The sequence below is a fragment of the Antarcticirhabdus aurantiaca genome (assembly GCF_009765365.1).
GTDB lineage: Bacteria > Pseudomonadota > Alphaproteobacteria > Rhizobiales > Rhizobiaceae > Antarcticirhabdus > Antarcticirhabdus aurantiaca.
The window spans coordinates 12,843-29,782 of the sequence record NZ_VTOM01000032.1; the positions used below are offsets into that span (position 1 = coordinate 12,843).

General features: G+C 66.7%; 21 protein-coding genes. 2 read left to right on the forward strand and 19 right to left on the reverse strand.

From position 1 onward, the window contains the following. Window positions 1-2 precede the first annotated feature (2 nt). The 5 genes from FZN60_RS26155 to FZN60_RS26175 are packed head-to-tail and all read right to left on the reverse strand — an operon-like array spanning window position 3 to window position 9,794. Entirely contained in the window at window positions 3-398 is a 396-nt protein-coding gene (locus FZN60_RS26155) for a hypothetical protein (RefSeq protein WP_158876903.1), read from the reverse strand. Next, window positions 398-1,819: a hypothetical protein gene (locus tag FZN60_RS26160; protein WP_158876905.1), complete on the reverse strand. Its 1,422-nt coding sequence runs from the start codon at window positions 1,817-1,819 to the stop codon at window positions 398-400. Before FZN60_RS26160 ends, FZN60_RS26155 begins: the two co-directional genes overlap by 1 nt. Next, entirely contained in the window at window positions 1,819-2,700 is an 882-nt protein-coding gene (locus FZN60_RS26165) for a hypothetical protein (protein ID WP_158876907.1), read from the reverse strand. Before FZN60_RS26165 ends, FZN60_RS26160 begins: the two co-directional genes overlap by 1 nt. Window positions 2,701-2,706: 6 nt before the next feature. Beyond that, window positions 2,707-4,290, reverse strand: coding sequence for a hypothetical protein (locus FZN60_RS26170; RefSeq protein ID WP_158876909.1), 1,584 nt, complete (start codon window positions 4,288-4,290; stop codon window positions 2,707-2,709). Further along, complete coding sequence (locus FZN60_RS26175) at window positions 4,287-9,794, reverse strand: phage tail length tape measure family protein (protein ID WP_158876911.1); 5,508 nt, start codon at window positions 9,792-9,794, stop codon at window positions 4,287-4,289. The genes FZN60_RS26170 and FZN60_RS26175 overlap by 4 nt, the downstream gene beginning before the upstream one ends. Window positions 9,795-9,893: 99 nt before the next feature. On the opposite strand from FZN60_RS26175, the gene FZN60_RS26180 reads away from it, so the two are divergent. After that, window positions 9,894-10,442, forward strand: a complete 549-nt coding sequence (locus FZN60_RS26180; RefSeq protein ID WP_158876913.1) for a hypothetical protein — start codon at window positions 9,894-9,896, stop codon at window positions 10,440-10,442. Here FZN60_RS26180 and FZN60_RS26185 read toward each other — a convergent pair. Both FZN60_RS26185 and FZN60_RS26190 read right to left on the reverse strand, forming a co-directional pair. Continuing rightward, entirely contained in the window at window positions 10,423-10,635 is a 213-nt protein-coding gene (locus tag FZN60_RS26185) for a hypothetical protein (protein ID WP_158876915.1), read from the reverse strand. The genes FZN60_RS26180 and FZN60_RS26185 overlap by 20 nt on opposite strands. Window positions 10,636-10,696: 61 nt before the next feature. Then, the gene (locus tag FZN60_RS26190) at window positions 10,697-11,122 is read right to left on the reverse strand and encodes a DUF2335 domain-containing protein (protein WP_158876917.1); all 426 of its coding nucleotides are present in this window, start codon (window positions 11,120-11,122) and stop codon (window positions 10,697-10,699) included. A gap of 362 nt (window positions 11,123-11,484) precedes the next feature. Here FZN60_RS26190 and FZN60_RS26195 point away from each other — a divergent pair, with 362 nt between their 5' ends. After that, window positions 11,485-11,751 (forward strand): hypothetical protein, encoded by a 267-nt coding sequence (locus FZN60_RS26195; protein WP_158876919.1) that lies wholly within the window; start codon window positions 11,485-11,487, stop codon window positions 11,749-11,751. Window positions 11,752-12,034: 283 nt separating this feature from the next. Here the strand turns inward: FZN60_RS26195 and FZN60_RS26200 are convergent, their stop codons facing one another. From FZN60_RS26200 to FZN60_RS26255, 12 genes are all read right to left on the reverse strand, one after another. Then, window positions 12,035-12,217, reverse strand: a complete 183-nt coding sequence (locus tag FZN60_RS26200; protein WP_158876921.1) for a hypothetical protein — start codon at window positions 12,215-12,217, stop codon at window positions 12,035-12,037. 10 nt (window positions 12,218-12,227) lie between these two features. Then, the gene (locus FZN60_RS26205) at window positions 12,228-12,755 is read right to left on the reverse strand and encodes a hypothetical protein (protein ID WP_158876923.1); all 528 of its coding nucleotides are present in this window, start codon (window positions 12,753-12,755) and stop codon (window positions 12,228-12,230) included. Between the two features lie 174 nt (window positions 12,756-12,929). Beyond that, window positions 12,930-13,154, reverse strand: a complete 225-nt coding sequence (locus tag FZN60_RS26210; RefSeq protein WP_158876925.1) for a hypothetical protein — start codon at window positions 13,152-13,154, stop codon at window positions 12,930-12,932. A gap of 44 nt (window positions 13,155-13,198) precedes the next feature. Then, entirely contained in the window at window positions 13,199-13,552 is a 354-nt protein-coding gene (locus tag FZN60_RS26215; protein WP_158876927.1) for a hypothetical protein, read from the reverse strand. A 94-nt stretch (window positions 13,553-13,646) separates the two neighbouring features. Continuing rightward, window positions 13,647-14,108 (reverse strand): hypothetical protein, encoded by a 462-nt coding sequence (locus FZN60_RS26220; RefSeq protein WP_158876929.1) that lies wholly within the window; start codon window positions 14,106-14,108, stop codon window positions 13,647-13,649. A gap of 92 nt (window positions 14,109-14,200) precedes the next feature. Continuing rightward, complete coding sequence (locus FZN60_RS26225) at window positions 14,201-14,455, reverse strand: hypothetical protein (protein WP_158876931.1); 255 nt, start codon at window positions 14,453-14,455, stop codon at window positions 14,201-14,203. Between the two features lie 2 nt (window positions 14,456-14,457). Next, the gene (locus FZN60_RS26230) at window positions 14,458-14,706 is read right to left on the reverse strand and encodes a hypothetical protein (RefSeq protein WP_158876933.1); all 249 of its coding nucleotides are present in this window, start codon (window positions 14,704-14,706) and stop codon (window positions 14,458-14,460) included. Window position 14,707: 1 nt separating this feature from the next. Further along, entirely contained in the window at window positions 14,708-14,863 is a 156-nt protein-coding gene (locus tag FZN60_RS26235) for a hypothetical protein (RefSeq protein WP_158876935.1), read from the reverse strand. Between the two features lie 37 nt (window positions 14,864-14,900). Continuing rightward, window positions 14,901-15,296 (reverse strand): phage tail terminator-like protein, encoded by a 396-nt coding sequence (locus FZN60_RS26240; RefSeq protein ID WP_158876937.1) that lies wholly within the window; start codon window positions 15,294-15,296, stop codon window positions 14,901-14,903. Beyond that, entirely contained in the window at window positions 15,296-15,961 is a 666-nt protein-coding gene (locus FZN60_RS26245; RefSeq protein ID WP_158876939.1) for a hypothetical protein, read from the reverse strand. Before FZN60_RS26245 ends, FZN60_RS26240 begins: the two co-directional genes overlap by 1 nt. After that, entirely contained in the window at window positions 15,961-16,299 is a 339-nt protein-coding gene (locus tag FZN60_RS26250) for a hypothetical protein (protein WP_158876941.1), read from the reverse strand. Before FZN60_RS26250 ends, FZN60_RS26245 begins: the two co-directional genes overlap by 1 nt. Beyond that, a complete protein-coding gene (locus FZN60_RS26255) occupies window positions 16,296-16,937 on the reverse strand; it encodes a hypothetical protein (protein ID WP_158876943.1) in 642 nt (213 codons plus the stop codon). Before FZN60_RS26255 ends, FZN60_RS26250 begins: the two co-directional genes overlap by 4 nt. Between the last annotated feature and the right edge of the window lie 3 nt (window positions 16,938-16,940).

Here is a 16,940-nt window from a genome sequence, read left to right on the forward strand (position 1 = left end):
CGTCAGAGCCCCTGTGCGAAGCGCCAGAAGTCGTCGATCTGCGCGGCGTTCATGCCCTGGCTGGCGCCGAAGACCGACACGAGATCGTTGTCGCGGACGAACTCAGTACCGCCCGCGATGAGCATGGTGGCGGCGAACTGGCGATCAGCCGGAAGCTGGTCGATCACCGCCTGCATCACCTGCGGGATCTCGCCCGTCTTCACGGCGTCGAGGGCTTCCTGCGGGGTGATGATGCTGTAGGGAGCGAGCGCGAGCGCCTGGAAGAACTGGCGGTCGGAGATCGGGCCGAGAGGCGCGGTGGGCGCGGGCGGCGCATTCTGCCGCTCCTGGTACTCCGCCCATTCGGCATCGGTCAGAGGGACAACCGCGCCATCAACCAGATTGTTCGGGCGGGCCATCACGACTTCCTCAGACCGTAGAGCTTGAAGGTGCCGGAGGCGATAGTTCCGGACGACATGAAGAAGCGGATTGCATCGACCTTGGCCGCGACGCATCTGACGCTCTTTAAAATGGCTCCACTGACGGCGCCGAGATTGTTTTGCGGCACGTGCTGTAGCTCCGCATTCATGTGAGTATACTCGGATGTTGACGATGGACGGATCAACCTCAGACGCCCCGAAACTCCGCCATACAAAGCGACGTTACTCAATCCAATGCCGGTTGCTATGTAAAACGCCTCCGCTACAAAGCGGTTGGCGGAAACACTACCTTCTAGGTTCGTTTGCTGGTTGAAGTAGTCGCCAGCCGCTTGATCGTAGCCCGCCCCCCCGTTGGACGATGTTTGCGCTCTAAAGAAGGTAACGTCGGTTGTCGGAACGACATTCTGAAATTCGATCAAATACTCATCATAGGCGTTGGTTATGCCAACGAAAGAAACGCTCGCCACAGCCGACGAAACCGTCTGCTGCGAGATGAAGACGAGGCCGGCGGCAGGCACCGGCGCGTCCACCAGGACCGTGATGAACGCCGTCCCCGTACAGATGACCTGACGCGTTTCGCCAGGGCCGACCGCCAACGTCGTTGCGCCGTCGATCTGCTCCGACCCATTCGGGTCGAGCGTGATGGTGCCGGTATTGCTATGGATCGTCGCCTGCCAGCCGGCGCCCAGCGTCGCAGCGGCAACGAAGGTCTGCGTGAAGGTGCCGGTGCAGTCGAGAAATTTGGCATTGTCGACAACCGTCAGGGCCGTGTTCGACGTGCGAGCCTCGGGGATGATGCGGTTCGTGCCCTGCGGCCCCTGATCACCCTGTGCGCCACGTGCGCCCGCAACGCGGATGTCCCAGTCCGTCCCGGCCGACGTGGTGGTGCCGATCGCCTCGACGGCGACCGTCAGGCTCGTGCCGGAATAGGCGGTGACGCGGCCGAACATCCAGCGGTTCAGCGTGCCCCGCGACTGGATCATGACAAACGAGCCGACCTCGAAGGCCTTGTCCGCCTGCGTCGTGAAGGTCTTGCTGGCGACGGTCGAGGTGTTCGACGTGGTGGAGGTGCCGGCGAGGCGCTGGGCTTGGGCGGCGGCAAGGGCGACCTGATCGGCAGCGGCTTGAACGCTTCCTGCAGCTGCGCCAGCGCTCGTGCTCGCTGCCCCCGCGCTCCCCGCCGCAGCCGTGGCGCTGCCCGCCGCCGCGCCTGCGCTGCCAGCGGCCTCTTCCGCCAGATCCGCCGTCCACTCGCCGATGTCGGCGACAGCGTTGAGGTCCGGCACGAAGTTCGGGCGATGCCCGCCCTGTGCAAGGCCGCCGGGGTTGGTGGTGGCGTTGTAGGCGTTGCCGTTCGACGCACGGACGCGGTCGACCGACGCTTGAGGCTTCGTCGCCATCAGCGGAGTTCCTTGATCTCGAATGCGATGGAATGAGCCGAGCCGCCGTTCATCCAGCCGACCTGCTCAAGAGCGCCGGGCTGGCGCATGCGGCCGAGGAAGTTGCGGCGGATGCCGTTGAAGGCGTCGAGCGGTTCGGGGACGATGAAGACCTCGCCGTGGACGCCGTAGCGCCGCACAAGCTCCAGGAAGATGCCGAAGCCCTCGTCGTCCGTCAGGTGCTGCAGGGCAAAGCGGAAGATCCGCACGGGCTCGCGCACGTCGAAGAACTCGTTGCCCCCGAGGGACTGCTCGACAGCGGTCGCGATCTCGTAGCCGAGCGTTCCGCCCCAGGCGTAGTTGATCGTAGGGCTGACGGCCGGACCGGCGAACACGCGGCCGACCTCGACAAAGTCGTCGTCGTTCAGCTCATCCAGGATCGTGACGCGCAGGTAGCGACCGGTTATCTCGGCGGGCATGATGTGCGACGAGGTAGGCGTAAAGCCCTCCAGGTCTTCCTGGTCGTAGGTGCCGAGCCAGAAGTTATCGTTCTCCCACTCCAGCGCGTTGATGTCCCAAGGCGCGGTCGGGAAACCGCCCCAGACGTCCACGGTGACGTCATAGAGGCGGGTCGAGAAGTTCGACGCCTCGGAGACTTCGTAGCGGACCTTGGCCGTCAGGCTGCAGTTGTGAGCGATCAGCGCCAGGATGCGCAGTTCGCGCGGCTTACCGAAGTCCAGCGTGAAGGTGGCAGCTGCCGGTGTCGTGTCGGTCGAGCGCGCGCGGCGCGAGAACTCGCGCGTCTTCAGGTTCGAGAGCGGCATGCCCGCCGCCCACGATCCGCCAGAAAGCGCCGCCCCATCCAACCGGTTGGGTGCGCCGATGAGAATGCGGTGATCCATCAGGAGCTATCCGAAGAGGTCGAGGATGACGGTGCCGGCTTCCGTGCCGTCGCCCGAGCGGTGCGGCAGCGTGACGTCGAGGCCGATCACCAACATCGGCTTGCCGGCGTCGAGCCCGAAGCGCGGCAGCTTCAACGTGACGATCTGGCCGAGCCGGATGCCCTGCGCCTGAGAGGCGTGGAGCGGCACCTGATAGCGCTCGCGCCGCACGCCGTAGATGCCGAGCCGGCGGCTCGCCTCGGCCAAGGCGTCGGCTTCCGTGGCCATCAGCGAGCCGAAGGTCAGCTCCGCCGCGCGCAGGTGGACGGTCTTCAGCGCCTCGTTCTTCGCGACGGCGCTCCGGTATTCCTCCGACGCGAAGGCGCGCAGCTCGGGCGTGGTGTTCGCCTGGGCGAGCGCGTCGGCATCCTGGACGAGCCATGCCGGCGCGTACTGGATCGTCACCTGCCAGGCCGGGACGCCGTTGCGATCGTCGCCGGTGGCGAGGCGCTGCAGCTTCTGCGAGCCCGTCAGGATCACCGTCTCGTCGAGCACGATGCCCGAGGGTGTTCCTGACAGGTCGATGCGCCCGAAGCGGAGCATCCCCAGCGGATCGGGCGCCATGTAGGCCCCGATGCTGTCGAGGATCAGCGTCACCGCCGGCAGCACGTCGCGCTGTTCGGCGCCGATCCAGATGCCCACCTCGGCCGCCTGGAGACCGTGCAGCGCGTCGAGGTCTGCCGCGGCGAAGTCGGTGCCGGCGACGAAGCCCGCGCTTTCCAGGATGCGCCTGGCGACGCGTGGCGCTGATCTCTGACCGGCTGCGCCCTCGACGATATCTGCCGTGATCTCGCCCGCTGGCGGCGAGCCGAGCTTGATCTGCCCCGTCGCTCTGCAGGTGGCATACTGGCCGGCCGTCACGGTGGCGCCGACAAGCGCCGCCGTGGTCGCGTAATCTGTTCCGGCGGTGAGGAGCACGCCACGGTCGCGCACCGCATTGAAGGCGAAGACGCCGTTCGCCGCGAAGTCGAGGACGTTCCGGTAGCGATTGGAGAGCACGCCCGGCACGTTCCGGTTCACGCCCCACGCGACCGGCTTCGGCTTGCCCTTGAGGTCGTCCTTCTGCCCCTCGGCCTCGATCTTCGTGCCGTCGGTCGTTGTGCCCGCGTAGAGCGTCGGCTGGATCGGCTTGGCGAGGTCTTCCAGCCGGTCCCGGATGCGGATCGTCGCCTTGGTCCAGTCGACCTCGATCTGCTCCATCGTGCCGCGGAAGACCACCGTCCGGCTCGACCAGGGCGATGACACGCTGTCGAGGGCATAGATCGTGATGACCCGACCATCCACCGCGTGGCTCGCCAGCCGATCAGCCGTGTTGCCTACGCCGTCGTCGCCGATCGCGATCTCGACGAAGCCGTAGCCGGCGCGCGCCTCGCCCGACGTCGTGCCGTCGTCGAAAACGCTCTGCTTGTAGGCGCCCGGATTGATCACCCGGGCCTCCCAATGCGTGTTGGCGGGCGTGTCGCTCGGGCGGGTGTTGTAGCCGTCCGTGGCGAAGCGCTCCGTCACGACCGAGGTGCCGTCGTGCGCCTGGAACTCGACGAGGTAGATCACCGCGACGCCGCCTTCTTCTGCTCGACGGCCGCGGCCTGTTGAGCCGCCACGCCCGCCCGCGTCGCCGCGACGTTGGCGAGTTCGCCCTCGGCCACGGTCGCCCGCAGCGAGCGCACCTCGGCCCGCAGGCCGCGCAGCTCCGCGAGCATCTCGGCATTGTCGTTGCCGGCCATCCGGCCCGAGCGCATCCCCTCCAGCATCGGCAGGGTCTGCGGCGTCACCGCGCGCGCCGGCATGACGAACTCGCCCGCGGACAGGCGCGCCATGATGCTGTCGGAGGTGCCGGTGCCCGGCCCCGACACGAGCCCGCCGAAGGCATAGCCGCGTGCCTTCGCCTCGGGGCTGTTCTTGATGTAGGCGATCAGCTGATCGGCCGTGGCACCCTGGTCGCGCAGGGCCTGATAGTAGGCCACGCCCGCGGCGTCCGGCGCACGCCCGAGGATCGCGCCGTACTGAACACCGAGGAAGTGCTCCAGGTCGTTCGTCGGGGTGAACGAGGAGCCGTTCCCGCCGCCCGCCGTGCCGCCGCCCGTGGCCGCGTTGGTCGCGGCGGCGGAGGCGGCGAGCGCGGTGGCGAGCGCTGCGGCCAGCGTGGCGACGCTGTCCTTCACGCCGGTCATCGCGTCGAGCTGCGCTTTGGCGACGTCCAGCTGGCTCTGTGCGATGGCAAGCTCCTGGCTCGCGAGCGTCTCGGCCGTCTCCAGAACGCCCTGCACCTCCCGGAACGCGGCGTAGTAGTCCTCCGACGAGGCGTAGTAGGCCTTGGCCTCCTCCAAATAGGACTGGCTGATGCCGGCGAGCTTTGCCTGCGCATCCTCGTCGCCCGCGGCCGCCTTGGCGGAGATGTCACGGAACTGCTTCTGGGCCTCGAGGAACTGATCCTGCTGCGAGAGCGGCGACAAGGTGTCGTCGAGCTTCAGGCTGTCGCGCAGATCCTTCCACTCGTCGCGCAGGCCCTCCAGCCGGTTGATCGTGTCCTCGATCTCGCTGACCTCGTCCTGGCGGGCCTGGATGAGCAGCCCCTGGATGGTCGCGACCTTCTCGGCAGCGAGAGCGGCGTCGAGGGCGAGCATGCCCTCCCCGCCGGCAAGGCCTTCCGCATAGCGCTCGCGCGCGGCCCGGCGGTTGAAGGCGGACATCGCGCCCGAGAGCGTCGAGGTGTCCTCCGTCGCCGAGAAGCGCCGCTCGTCGTAGCCCTCAAGGCGGTCCTTCAGCGCCTCCAGGTCGACGCTGACGCGGCGAACCACACCCGACAGCTCGGGGAACAGCTTGATCAGCTCGTCGAAGGCTGTGGCCGACAGGTCGGCTCCGTCCACGAGCGCCTGCGCCTGCTTCTGGAAGAACGTCGATACCAGCGACGTGTCGACGTTGATCAGCGAGGCGTCCTTCAGGAGCGTGTCGCGCTGCTCGATCAGGTCGCGGAAGCCGGCGAGGTAGCCCTTGCCGTCCAGCTCGTCGATCTGATCCTGCAGCCCGCGTGTGAAGGTCTCGGCGAGGAGCGCGATGCGCTTGTCGAGCGCGCCCTGGATCGCCGTCGCCGCTTCCTCGGCGCTCATGCCGAGATCCTTCAGCGCGACGTCCAGGCCGGCCGCGGCGCCGCGCGCCTCGGCAAGCGCCGCCTCGATGTCGGACTGCTCCACGACGTCGCCGGAGACGATGCGCAGCAGGCCTTCGCGCGCCGCCGTGACGGCCTTGCCCACCGCCTCGTCGTAGCGCGCCTGGACGTCGGCGTTCGCCGCTTCCCAAGCCGCCACAGCCTTGTCGCGCTCGATCTCGGCCGCGACGAGGTTCTCGCCGAAGGCCTTCATCTTGGCGGGCAGGCTTGACGCCGGGTCGTTGATCCCGCCGTCGCCGTTGACCGTGAGGTCGCCCACCCGCGCCATGTTTTGGGCAAGGCGGCGCTGCTTCTCGATCGAGGCGACTTGGTCCTTGTAGTCGCCGATGATCGCGTCGCGGCCCGAGAAATCCGGCTGGAACGAGAGCTTCACGTCCTCGATCAGCCCGCGATAGGCTTCCGCCTCGGCCTGGACGCTGTCGCGCGCCTTGGTGAAGGCGGTGTCGAGCCCGCGTCCGGCCGAGAGGTCTTCCAGGACCGTCGGCAGGGTGTCGCGGAACATCGACTTCAGCAGCTCGGAATAGCGGCCCAGCTGGTCGCGGATGTCCTCGATGTGGCGCTTGTTGCCGCCGTCCTTCGTGGCGTCGGCGAGCTTGGCGAACTGGTCGAGGGTGCGCTCGAGCTCCGTCAGCTGGCCAGACAGGGCGCCCTTCGGGGTCCGATAGACGACGTCCTTGTACTCCAGGAGGGAGTTGTAGTTGTCGCTCCAGGCCTGATCAGCGGCCATCTTGCGCTGGCGGGCTTCCTCCTTCTTCTTCGAGCGCGAGCCGAACAGGCCGCCGAGGAGGCCGATGCCGGCGCCGAGCAGCATGCCGGCCGGGCCACCGATGCCGAGCAGAGAGCCGAGCTCCATGCCGCCGAGGCCGCCGGAGAGCGCGCCGCCGAGCGGGTCGCCCGACTGGAAGGCCTGGGCTCCGATGCCGATAGCCCCCATGGCGCCGCCGAGAAGGTTCGTGCCGCCACCCGCGCCCCCCGCGGAAGCCGAACCACCTGCGATCGACGGAACAGCCGAAGCCCGCATTCCCGCCCAAGGATCGACGCCGGCGACACCGCCCGAGGCAACCTTGCGGGTCGCGTTGATGGAGCCGATCTCGACGGCGCGGGCGAGCGCGAGCGGCTCGCCGCCAGCGCCCATGCCGACCGACTGGATGCCCGGGTAGAGCGAGCGCTGCCCGGCCGTCAGGCCGCCAGCCCACGACCCGCCGCCCATCCCAGCGCCGCCGAGGTCGAAGTGCATGGAGTCGAGCGCGCCGTACTTGCCCTTCGGGCCCGAGAAGTAGCCGCCCCAGCGGAACAGCTTCTCCAGCTCCGGATAGAGTTCGGTCTGCACCTGCTTGGCGACCTGGGCGAAGCGCTCGTAGGCGCGGAAGTCGCGGGCGTTCTGGTAGTTGTCGAGCGCGCGGCCGCTGTTGTCGTAGATCTGGACGTCGGTGGCGAGGCCGCGGCCGTGGAAGCGCTTGTCGCCCGGGCGCAGGCCCGAAATCGCCTCGACGCGCATGTCGAAGCGCGAGGATGCCTCGTTCAGGATGCGGAGCAGCCGGCCATCGACGTTCGAGTTGAACCGCCCGGCATATTCCATGACCTGGCCGGAGGCCGACGCGAAATCGCTGGCCGATATCTTCGCCTGGAGCGGCGTTGACGGCATGGAGAAGCCGAAGGTGCCGCCACCGGAAAACGAGCTCGTGCGGCCAGCGGCAGCGCCCGCGGCCTGGCCGATTGTACCAATCGCGCCACCGATGCCGCCCGCGCTGATGGCAGCGCCGGACGAGGATCCGAACAGACCATCTGTCAACCGCTTCAGGCCGGCCGACGCAAGTTGCGAGCCGAAGCGGGCGAACGTGCCCATGAGCGCGTCCATGGCGCTCTCGCCGGACGCGATCGCCTCGATCATGTCGCCGAAGGCTTCCTTGCCGGCGTCGCGCATCTCCCAGAGGAGATCGTTCGACTCGTGCAGGCGATTGTTCAGCCGGATCTGCGCGGCGTCGGCACGGCCCTGCGCCGACTCGTACTCGACGCCCATCGAGCGCAGCTGGTCGGCGATATCCTGCTCTTCTGGCGAGCGCGTCGCCTGCTGGCGCTCGAAGAGGATGTCGCGCTCGAAGTTCAGGCGCTGCGTCGCCTGCGTCAGGCGGCCGATCTCGGCAGCCTGCGTGCGCATGGCGTCGGTGAGCGCCACCTCGGACGCGTCGAACCCGGCGGCTGTTGCGGCTTGGCGCGCGGCCGTGAGCATCTCGAACTCGGCGCGGAGACGCGCGGTCTCGCCGGCAGACTTGCCGACGAGGTCAAGCTCGAGTTGCGCCTGCTCGATCTGGCGAGCGGAGGACTCGGCCTGCTGGCGAGCGCTTTCGGTCAGCTGCTGACGCGCCTGCGCAAGCGAGAGAGTGCGCGCCTCTTCAGCCCGCGCCGCAGCCTCGTTGGCGGAATATCCGTCGGCGATAAGGCCGATGCGAACACGTTCGGCTTCAATGGCGGCCTGCTCGGCGGCGGTGCGGGCCTCAACGGCACGCAGGTCGAGGTCGTAGCCAGCCCGACGCGCTTCTTCCGCGCGAGTGATCTCCTGCGTCGCCGCCGCGACGGCGGCATCGCGCTCGCGCTGCTTGGCGTCGATCGCTTCCTTGGCTCCGTTGACGCGCTGTAGCTCGGCGATCTGGGCATCGTAGCCCTGGCGAAGCTCGGCCAGCGAGCGCTGGTCGGGGGAAAGCGACAGGTTGTTGAGACGATCCTGCGCCTCCCTCGCCTGATCGATCGCCTCACGCGACAATTCGGCGAGCGCCTTGTTCCGGTTCTCCCCGGCGGCGCGCATGCGGGATTGGACGTCGCGATCGTCGCCGCCGAGGTTCCGGATGGCTGCGAGCTCGCGCTGGTAGAGGCGCTCGATCTTCTCGGCCGTCGTCGTAGCCTCGGGCAGGAAGCCGGCCATCTCGCCGCGGACGTCGGCCAGCGCCTTTGTCCATGTGGCGAAGTTAGCCTCAACGACGGCCTGCTGGAGTCCTTCGATGGCGTTCTCCGCCTTCACCGCCGCATCCACAGCCGCCAGCAGAGCCGATCGCCAGTTGTAGGTCTCCTCCTCAAGCTTCGGATCAATCTGAAGCGCAGAGAGGCGCTGTTCGAACTCGGCCAGCGGCAGGCCGGCGGAGATCACGGCATCGACAGCGGCCTCAATCTCCTTGCGGATCGGATCGAACTCGTTGCCGCTCAGAATGCCGCCGAGCTCGGACGCGAGGTTCTGGGCGTAATCATCGGGCGCAGCACCAGGCACGTCTCGCAACGCCTTGATCGCGGCCTCACGGGCATCTTTCTGAGCCTTCACAGCGCCCGCAAGGCGCTGCTGCGCAACGATGGGGCTGACGAACGATTCCCGCTCCATCACCCGCTCCGCCGCGCCGGCGAGATCGCCGTAGGCAGACTTCGTATCGCGTAGAGCGCGGTTGAACGCCTGCTGTGCAGCCTCAGCCTTCTTGGCAGCATCCACCCCACGATTCATGAAGTACGCCGCAGCGCCGCCCACGGCGAGCAGCCCGGTGGTGACGCCAGCCGCGATGAGGTTGGTGCGGCCAAGGCTCGCAAGAAACCCAGCCACGCCGTCCTTAGCCGCTCGGAGGGAGCCGGTCAGGCCTTCGGGGCCAGAGGCAAGAGCGTCGACGACCTGCGCCGCTTGCGAGCTAAAGATTTGCAGCGGGCTCGCACCCATGGCGAACATCGTCGCCGCATCACCAGCTTGCCGGCCGAGGTTGAGCATCTGGTCGGCCGTCAATTTGATGTTCTGATTGGCCGCCTTCATCGACTTCGAGGTGTCGTCGTAGCGATCGCTCGCGAGCGCGAGCAGCTGGGCGTGACGATCCCAGGTGATCGCTCCACCTTCCACCGCCCGGTTCAGCTGGACTTGCACCTCCGCCAGCTTCGCCATAGAGCGATAAGCTGGGTCGAGAGACCTTTGCAGGGACTCCGCGAGGCGCTGAGCGTTCGCCATGCCCTTCGCGGTCTGGTCATGCTGGCGGGCGATCTCGCGCGCGACGTCGCCCGACGGCGTCATCGCTTTCTGGGCTGCGGCCACCGCTGCGGCCGTACGCTGCTGGTCGCGAGCGAACGCGTCAGTGGCCTTCGAAGCTTCGCCAACCGCACCCTTCAAGCCGTTGAGCTGAGCCGTGGTCTGCTCAACGCCGTAGGCTTCAGCGACGAACTTCGCAGTTGTGACGACGGTCTGGCCGGACATGGCTCATCCACGCAAAAAGCGGGCCAGCTCCAGCTTGGCGCCAGCAGGAATTGGGAGCGTGCCCTCGCAACCGGAGGACACAGCATGGGACTGACTAAAGAGGACGAGGATCTAGACTGCTGCATCGCGGCCTTGCACGCCGCGAAGCTTGCCCGCTCATACTATGGAGCTAGTGAGGGCAGCGTACGTGCAATCGCCGAGGTCGTAACGATGCTCGGTGGGCTGAAGGACGAGGGGCATCAAAGCCCGCCCATCCGCCTCGCCATCGCACGGGCACTGCACCACAGCTACGTTGGGCCGCTGCCTACGACACCAGAAGCCTGACTTGGCCGGCCGGGCGGCGGAGCACGCGGATCGTGCCTGCTTCCCGGTCGATCTCGTAGCCGGACGCCTCCAACACGATGTCACGATCCAGAACGGCTACGACATCGTGGTCGTCCAGGTAGTAGACGATCTGCCGGGCGTCTTTGACCTCGGCGTCGATCAGGCGCCGCGGTGTCTTAGCTTCCTGCGTCATGCTGCCTCCATGAAAAAAGGCGCTCCGAGAGGAGCGCCTTCCCTGTTCCGTGAAATTGTCTTCACTTCGATTTCGGCTTCTGCGCCTGCCGTTGATAGAGGAAGGCGCCGACCACCGAGCCTATCGTTCCGGTGCCTACGACGGCAGCCACCCATGGCTGATTGTAGAAGACTGCGAGCCCGGCCAAAGCCAGCGCTCCGAGTGCGAACGCGATGGCGAAGGTCTGGCCGCGGCTGTCGCGTCTGAGGGCGCCCTTCAGCGCCACCATCTCATATTCGCGCCGATGCCGAGATTCCTCTTCCCACTGCGCGATGATGCGCTCAGGGGCGTCAGGAACGACGGCTCTGAATTGCTCGAGTGTCTCCGGATGGGGAAGCGGCCCATGCCAGAGTTCCTCTGTTTTCGTGAGGACGATCCCCGACGGCGGCGCCGCTGGAGCCGGCGTCGTGCGACTAGGCTGATTCCGATTGCGCTTCGAGTCTCGCATGCTCGCGTTCTATCACGCGGCGCATGTCGTCGCCCACCTTCACAACGTCGGTGCGAAGGGCCTCCATCTCGGAGGAATGCGGGTACCTGTGAGGAGCCGTCGCTGGCCAGATCGACGCGAGAGTTCCGAGGCTGGCGACGAAGCTGGACATCATCCTGTTCATCGTTCGGTTCGGTGCTTTCGGTTCCAGTTGGCTTTAGGCTCGCCCATATAGGCGGGCTGCATCCTAATGTCGAACGTTCGCGAACATTCCCGGACGTTCACGGACATTCCGCTCCATTCTGGTGTTTTCGTCAACTCCCCCGATTTCAGCGTGCAGCTCGCCTGTGGCATGTTGCGCGCCATCCGAGTGGGAGGCGCCTATGATTCTTCGAGTTCTGGTCGCCATCGCCGCGGGCGCGATCATCGCGGGCGTGGGCGCCTACCTTTGGGATCGACAGGTAGCGAGGGTCGAAGCGGAAGCGGCAAAGAACGACGCGTACTGCCAAGAGCGCCTAGCTGAGTGGCGCGAGATCCGAGGCGGTCGCGCCGAGGCAGGTAGTCGCGCACCCAATGTTGCGCTGAACCTCGCTGAGATCTGCGGCTACGAACCCACAGCGGAAGACCGCGCCTTCGTAGAGGCAAACTAGGGCCGGCAGTTGCCTCCAAACCGAGCCGCAGACAAGGCAACCCATGAACTCCGTTCCCCTTCTTGGCTGGGCCCTCCTCATCGCCGTGCCTGTGTCGGCGTTCTGGATGCTGTCGCAGCCCCGATCGAAGAGGCGCAGGCGCGGCAGCGACTCCGGTGGATCCGGTGACGACGGATCTGCGGGCGGCTTCTCCCACCACTGCGACAGCGGGTCCGATGGCGGAGGCGACGGCGGAGGCGGTGGCGACTGAGCCCCTCATCTGTTCACCGTGAACAGATAGCCCCTACTGCAGCCGCCTCGGCTTGACCGCCGCGGCCACGAGCTCGCGACGCTCCTCTTCCTCATCGTCCGTCCAGTCGTCCGGCAGGATGCCGTCGAAGGAGGCCACCTCCTTCAGCGCCTCGGCGAGGGATGGATCGGCATCGGGGCGGAGATCTTCGGTGAAGGCGATGCGGACGATCTTCATGGCTTGGAACCTAGCTGAGCGCGAGCGTCAGGATGAATGCCGCGCCCCCAACACCGAGCGCGCCGAAGGCGATCCAGATAGCAGTCCACAGCCGCTTTGCGTTGGCCTCCATCCGCTTGTGATTCGCGTCGATTGAGTCCGCAAAGTGCGCGCACATCTCGGCCAGGGACTCGTTGAGCGGCTTACGGGCTTCGATGTCCCTCACCCAATCAGCAGGCGAACTGCCAGCGAAATCAAACCCCGCTGGAGCTGCGGCACGCACGGCGAACCATATGGCGCCCAGCAATGCGGCAGCGACCAGGATGCAGATGACCGACAGGGCGACATTGGGCTTGTCCCCGATCGCGTAGCCTGAGGCGCCGCCGATCAGAACGACCGCGGCCGCGGCGAAAAAACCCGTGATCGTCATGGCTCGCTGATCAGCCGCGAGCGCGACTGTCTGTTGACTCGCCAGATGCACCTCGGCTTCTCTCAGCATCTCCCGCAGGGTCGGTTCATCGGCTGCGGCCAAGCGCTTCGATAGGGGCAACTCGCTCATGGACTCTTCCAGTTTCGAGATGCAGCCGGACAAGCGGCCGACCGGAACGAAGGGGGATGGAGGTCGCTCGGGCGTGACGAACAATGACAGGGGCGGGGCTTTCATCAATAGGGATGATCGTCGGCCGCCTCCCCCTCCTCCGAAACCCCCGAAAGGGGACGGGAAGAAGTAGCGCTAGGCTGCCCTCGCCCGCATCAGCGCCACCGTTCCGCGGATCTGCGCGTTGAAGGCGTCGTCGTCGAGCTCTTCCGTGTCGATCGGCTCGGGCACCTTGTAGCCGGCGAGGCGGTATCGCTCCCGGCTCTCGGCCTCGATCCGCTTGCGCGCGGTGTCGAGCGCGACATGCAGGCGGACGAGATCACACCCCATGATGTCGCCGTCCGACCAACCGGGCAGCATGTGAACCGCTGCCCGGTAGACATCGACGAGCGCCTCTTCCGGCGTCAGAGCTCGACGCCGTTTCCCTCGTCGCGCTCCTCGGCGCCGTCTCCATCTTCGAGATCGGGGTCGCGCCCGCCATTGGAGAGGCGCACGACGTACTTCATGACGTCGCCGATGATATTGCGCGTTCCGGCCTCGTAAACGGCCTCGTTCAGGTCGTCCGTCGAGATCTGCTTCAGAGGAACGCCCTGACGCACGATGTAGGTGACCGCGGAGAGGTCGTTGCCGGCAACTGCGGCGATGGCGTTCTGGAAGCCGTTGAAGCGGTTCGAGACGTTCTGCGCAGCCTTCAGGCTCGGCTTCAGGTCGTACTCGTCGCCGCCCAGCTTGATCGTGACGGGATTGGAAAGGGTCATCGGGTTGTCCTCAGGTCGGGTTTTCGGGTGATAAGGGCGGGCGACGGCGCACCCGAACAGCGCCGCCGCCCCTCTCGGCCGAGAGTTTCGGGGATCAGGCTGCCGGGACTTCGATCGGCGCTTCCTGCGGCTGGCAGGAATAAGTCCGGGTCTGCGTGTCGTTCGGGCCGCCGAGGCCGACGTTCGCCGAGTTCACCAGCACCGAGAAGTAGACGACGTCGAAGGTGCCATCCTCGTTCGGGATCTCCATCTTGAGATTGAACGAGAGGTAAGAAGCAGCCGCCGCGTTCATGGCGATCTGGCCGGGGTCGGTGTCCTGGCGCGAGCAGACGATGTCCATCGACGTCGCGTTCGCCGTGCCCTTGCCGTGCCGGGTGCGACCGTCAGCAACTTCCTCGACAGTGATGTCCTGGAAGGTGTCACCGAAGCCAGGCACCGAGCGCACGCGACCGATCAGGACGTAGGTGTCAGCGGCAAGCGCCGTCTGCGTGTAGGTGCCGGTAGCGCCGCCGATCGAGATCTTGGTGCGGGCGACCGGCAAGGGGGTGTTTGCCATGGCCGAAACTCCTTGAGGCTAGGCGTGAAAAAGCCCGCAAGAAGCGGGCCATGGGTCTCGCGGGATTGCGAGAGACGAGCGCGCGCGTGGCGCTATTCGGTGGAGGGCTCTTGAATGGTCACGGTGCCGAAGAGGTCTTCCTCGGCGATCTCATCCATGCCCGGAATGCAATAGATCTGACCGTCCTCGTTGGTCTTGTTCCGCAGGACGTAGCCTGCGTCCGTGTCGACCGTGACGACGTGATCGATGGCGGCACCGTCCAGGAAGATCTTCGCGTGTCGCCAGCGCTCCCGGTCAGCCTCCCAAGCCGCGAAGCCTGGATCGCCTTTCTTGGCCGACACTCGCATAGTCAGCCCTCGCCGTTTCCGACCTTGGCTGCAGCGACAGGAGCGGCTTCGGGCGAACTGGCGCGGGCAAGCTTCTTGGCCTGCGCCTCAGAACCGCCGACGCGGATCAGGCGGGCGTTCTCGCGGGCGACGACGACCGGGTGGTCGCGGGCGACATCGACGTTCTGAGCGTCGCCCGGCGCGATTTCGACGACCTCACCGGCCTTGTCGCGGAAGATGAGCGCGCGGGTGGAGAGATTGGCGATCTGCATGTCAGTGCTCCTGTTGCTCCGACTTCTCGACGATTGCCGCCGCACGGAGGAAGTTGGCGGCCACGAAGGAGTAGCCCTCGGCTTCAGCCGTCCGGGCGTAGCTGCGTAGGGTCACGGAGAGCTTGAACCCCTCGGGGAACGGGATGTGTTCAGCCATCAGCTCGGACAAGCTTGGGCGACAATCCTGGCTCATCTCAGCCCTCAACGATGAACTGGTAGGGGACCGTCAGCTCGAGGCGGAAGTAATTGGCCTCGTCGCTACGATCGTCGGTAACGGGCGACTGCGGGGCGTAGCACTGCACCCGGTCGAAGGCTTGCCCTCGGAACAGCGCCGCGATCTCTTCGAGCCACTCGCGGCCCTGGTGTGCGCCTACGCCCGGCTCGACGTGAAGGCGAACGCGAAAGCCGCCCTCCTCAAGGAACTCGTTGGCCGTGATCCACTCGGACCGACACCACGGAAAGTCGACTAGGATCCAGGGTCCGCCGCCGTCTGGCGTGGAGGTGTTGGCGTTCTCGACCAGGACCGTGCAGCGGGTGAAGTTCGCCTGGATCCTGGCTTCGACGGCTCGGACGACATCGGGATGAGCCATCAGAAGGGCCTCACGCGGATCGCAGGATGCGAGTAGCCGGTGTCGTCGTCGTAGTAGGTCCGCAGGAACTCGACCTTGGCGATGTTCCCGAACCGAGTGGCAGCGACGGCCGACACGGCCGAATAGACGCCATCGGGCGCCTGAGGCGATTGCCCATCGCCGGTGCGCGTCGTCTTGGTCCAACGCCGCCGAGTGCCGATCGGCCCTGAACGGTCACGGCGGCTGACGGTGTAGCTGCGTGGCTCGATCTTCATGGAGTATGCCTGCCGGTTCACGAACAGGAACTTGCTGGCCGTGAGCGGCGCCTCCAGCGGATCCTCGTACTCGACGTTGTCGGCGATCATGACGTGGCTGCGGGCATACTTACCGCTCAGCACCGGCGAGGCCTTCACAAGCTCCTCGCCGATCCACTCCAGCACTTCGCGCATAAGGCTGAACTCGGCGACGATGACGCCGTCCGGTCTGACGCTAGCTAGCGGAGCGCCAACCCGACCGTCGACCGCGACGCGCGGCGGCGTGTCAGAACCGGTGACTGCCTTGTTGGTGGCGCGGATGTCTGCGATGCCGTCACGCGCGACCTGCGCGAGCCGCGCCGAGCGCGCCTCGGGCGACTTGAGGTCGGCCAGGAACACCTGCACCTGGCGGGAAAAGTTCTCAATCTTCATCAGGCGCCCGCCGCGATGCCTTCGTAGGCGAGGAGCACGTCCCCATCCCGCCGGGTCTGGTCGTCGGGGCGGCTGGTGAAGCGCCACGTCAGACCGTCGACGATGATCTTGTCGCCTTGTTTGAGCGGGCGAAGAGCTGGCGGCACGTCTTCGGCCAGGACGAGCACGCGACGCTGGCCAGCGTTGACGCCGCCCGCGACCTCGTCCTCGGCAAAATCATGGATGCGCGCTCTGACGTACGCCGCCGTGATCGGCGCGGCATTCGGCACCGGACGCTCGATCGTCACCCGTCGGCCCTTCAGCGTGAAGGCGCGCCGATAGCTTGCCGCGTAGCTCATACGAACACCGGACGCCGGTACTGGCTGAGGATCGCCTCGGCCTCGGGGTGAGGCAGGGCCGCCGCAGCGCCCTGCACGTACCACGACTGCGAGAGCACGCCGTCGACGTTCTCGCTCTTCAGCATCATGTCGCGCCCGACCGCGGACAGGGAGGCGCCCACGAGCTGGATCACGGCGTGCTCGATGTCCGCCGGCAGATCGGGCGCCGTCGAGGCGCCGCGGTCTTCGTCGGGCAACAGCCAGCCCGCCTCATATTCGATCAGCACCGATCGGCCGCGCCAGCAGCGGCGCTCGCCGTCGGATAGGAAATGGACGAAGCGCTCGTCCGCCTCATAGGAGCCGGGCAGCAGGGCGACGCCGTCCAGGGACAGGGTCGCGATTGCGCCCACAGGCTCGCAGGAGAGCAGCAACCCTCCGTCCGGGGATGTCGCCGCACCATGAAGCCCGATGCGCTCGCGCACCGTCTCGCGTCCGAACCGGCGCCTACAGAACGAGGCGGCACGCGCCGAGGCCTGGTCAATGAAGCGCTCGATCACGGCGGAAGGCGGATCATCGCTCTTGAGCCCGAGGTCGCTGCGCACGTTCTCGACCGTCGTCAGGCGCTTGGCCTCAGCGGATGTGATGACGATGACGCTCACGGC

Bases quoted from the DNA above. Each gene is read 5' to 3' on its own strand.
- FZN60_RS26155 (WP_158876903.1), bottom strand. From the start codon at position 398: ATGGCCCGCCCGAACAATCTGGTTGATGGCGCGGTTGTCCCTCTGACC.
- FZN60_RS26160 (WP_158876905.1), bottom strand. From the start codon at position 1,819: ATGGCGACGAAGCCTCAAGCGTCGGTCGACCGCGTCCGTGCGTCGAAC.
- FZN60_RS26165 (WP_158876907.1), bottom strand. From the start codon at position 2,700: ATGGATCACCGCATTCTCATCGGCGCACCCAACCGGTTGGATGGGGCG.
- FZN60_RS26180 (WP_158876913.1), top strand. From the start codon at position 9,894: ATGCTGGCGGGCGATCTCGCGCGCGACGTCGCCCGACGGCGTCATCGC.
- FZN60_RS26185 (WP_158876915.1), bottom strand. From the start codon at position 10,635: ATGACGCAGGAAGCTAAGACACCGCGGCGCCTGATCGACGCCGAGGTC.
- FZN60_RS26190 (WP_158876917.1), bottom strand. From the start codon at position 11,122: ATGCGAGACTCGAAGCGCAATCGGAATCAGCCTAGTCGCACGACGCCG.
- FZN60_RS26195 (WP_158876919.1), top strand. From the start codon at position 11,485: ATGATTCTTCGAGTTCTGGTCGCCATCGCCGCGGGCGCGATCATCGCG.
- FZN60_RS26200 (WP_158876921.1), bottom strand. From the start codon at position 12,217: ATGAAGATCGTCCGCATCGCCTTCACCGAAGATCTCCGCCCCGATGCC.
- FZN60_RS26205 (WP_158876923.1), bottom strand. From the start codon at position 12,755: ATGAGCGAGTTGCCCCTATCGAAGCGCTTGGCCGCAGCCGATGAACCG.
- FZN60_RS26210 (WP_158876925.1), bottom strand. From the start codon at position 13,154: ATGCTGCCCGGTTGGTCGGACGGCGACATCATGGGGTGTGATCTCGTC.
- FZN60_RS26215 (WP_158876927.1), bottom strand. From the start codon at position 13,552: ATGACCCTTTCCAATCCCGTCACGATCAAGCTGGGCGGCGACGAGTAC.
- FZN60_RS26220 (WP_158876929.1), bottom strand. From the start codon at position 14,108: ATGGCAAACACCCCCTTGCCGGTCGCCCGCACCAAGATCTCGATCGGC.
- FZN60_RS26225 (WP_158876931.1), bottom strand. From the start codon at position 14,455: ATGCGAGTGTCGGCCAAGAAAGGCGATCCAGGCTTCGCGGCTTGGGAG.
- FZN60_RS26230 (WP_158876933.1), bottom strand. From the start codon at position 14,706: ATGCAGATCGCCAATCTCTCCACCCGCGCGCTCATCTTCCGCGACAAG.
- FZN60_RS26235 (WP_158876935.1), bottom strand. From the start codon at position 14,863: ATGGCTGAACACATCCCGTTCCCCGAGGGGTTCAAGCTCTCCGTGACC.
- FZN60_RS26240 (WP_158876937.1), bottom strand. From the start codon at position 15,296: ATGGCTCATCCCGATGTCGTCCGAGCCGTCGAAGCCAGGATCCAGGCG.
- FZN60_RS26245 (WP_158876939.1), bottom strand. From the start codon at position 15,961: ATGAAGATTGAGAACTTTTCCCGCCAGGTGCAGGTGTTCCTGGCCGAC.
- FZN60_RS26250 (WP_158876941.1), bottom strand. From the start codon at position 16,299: ATGAGCTACGCGGCAAGCTATCGGCGCGCCTTCACGCTGAAGGGCCGA.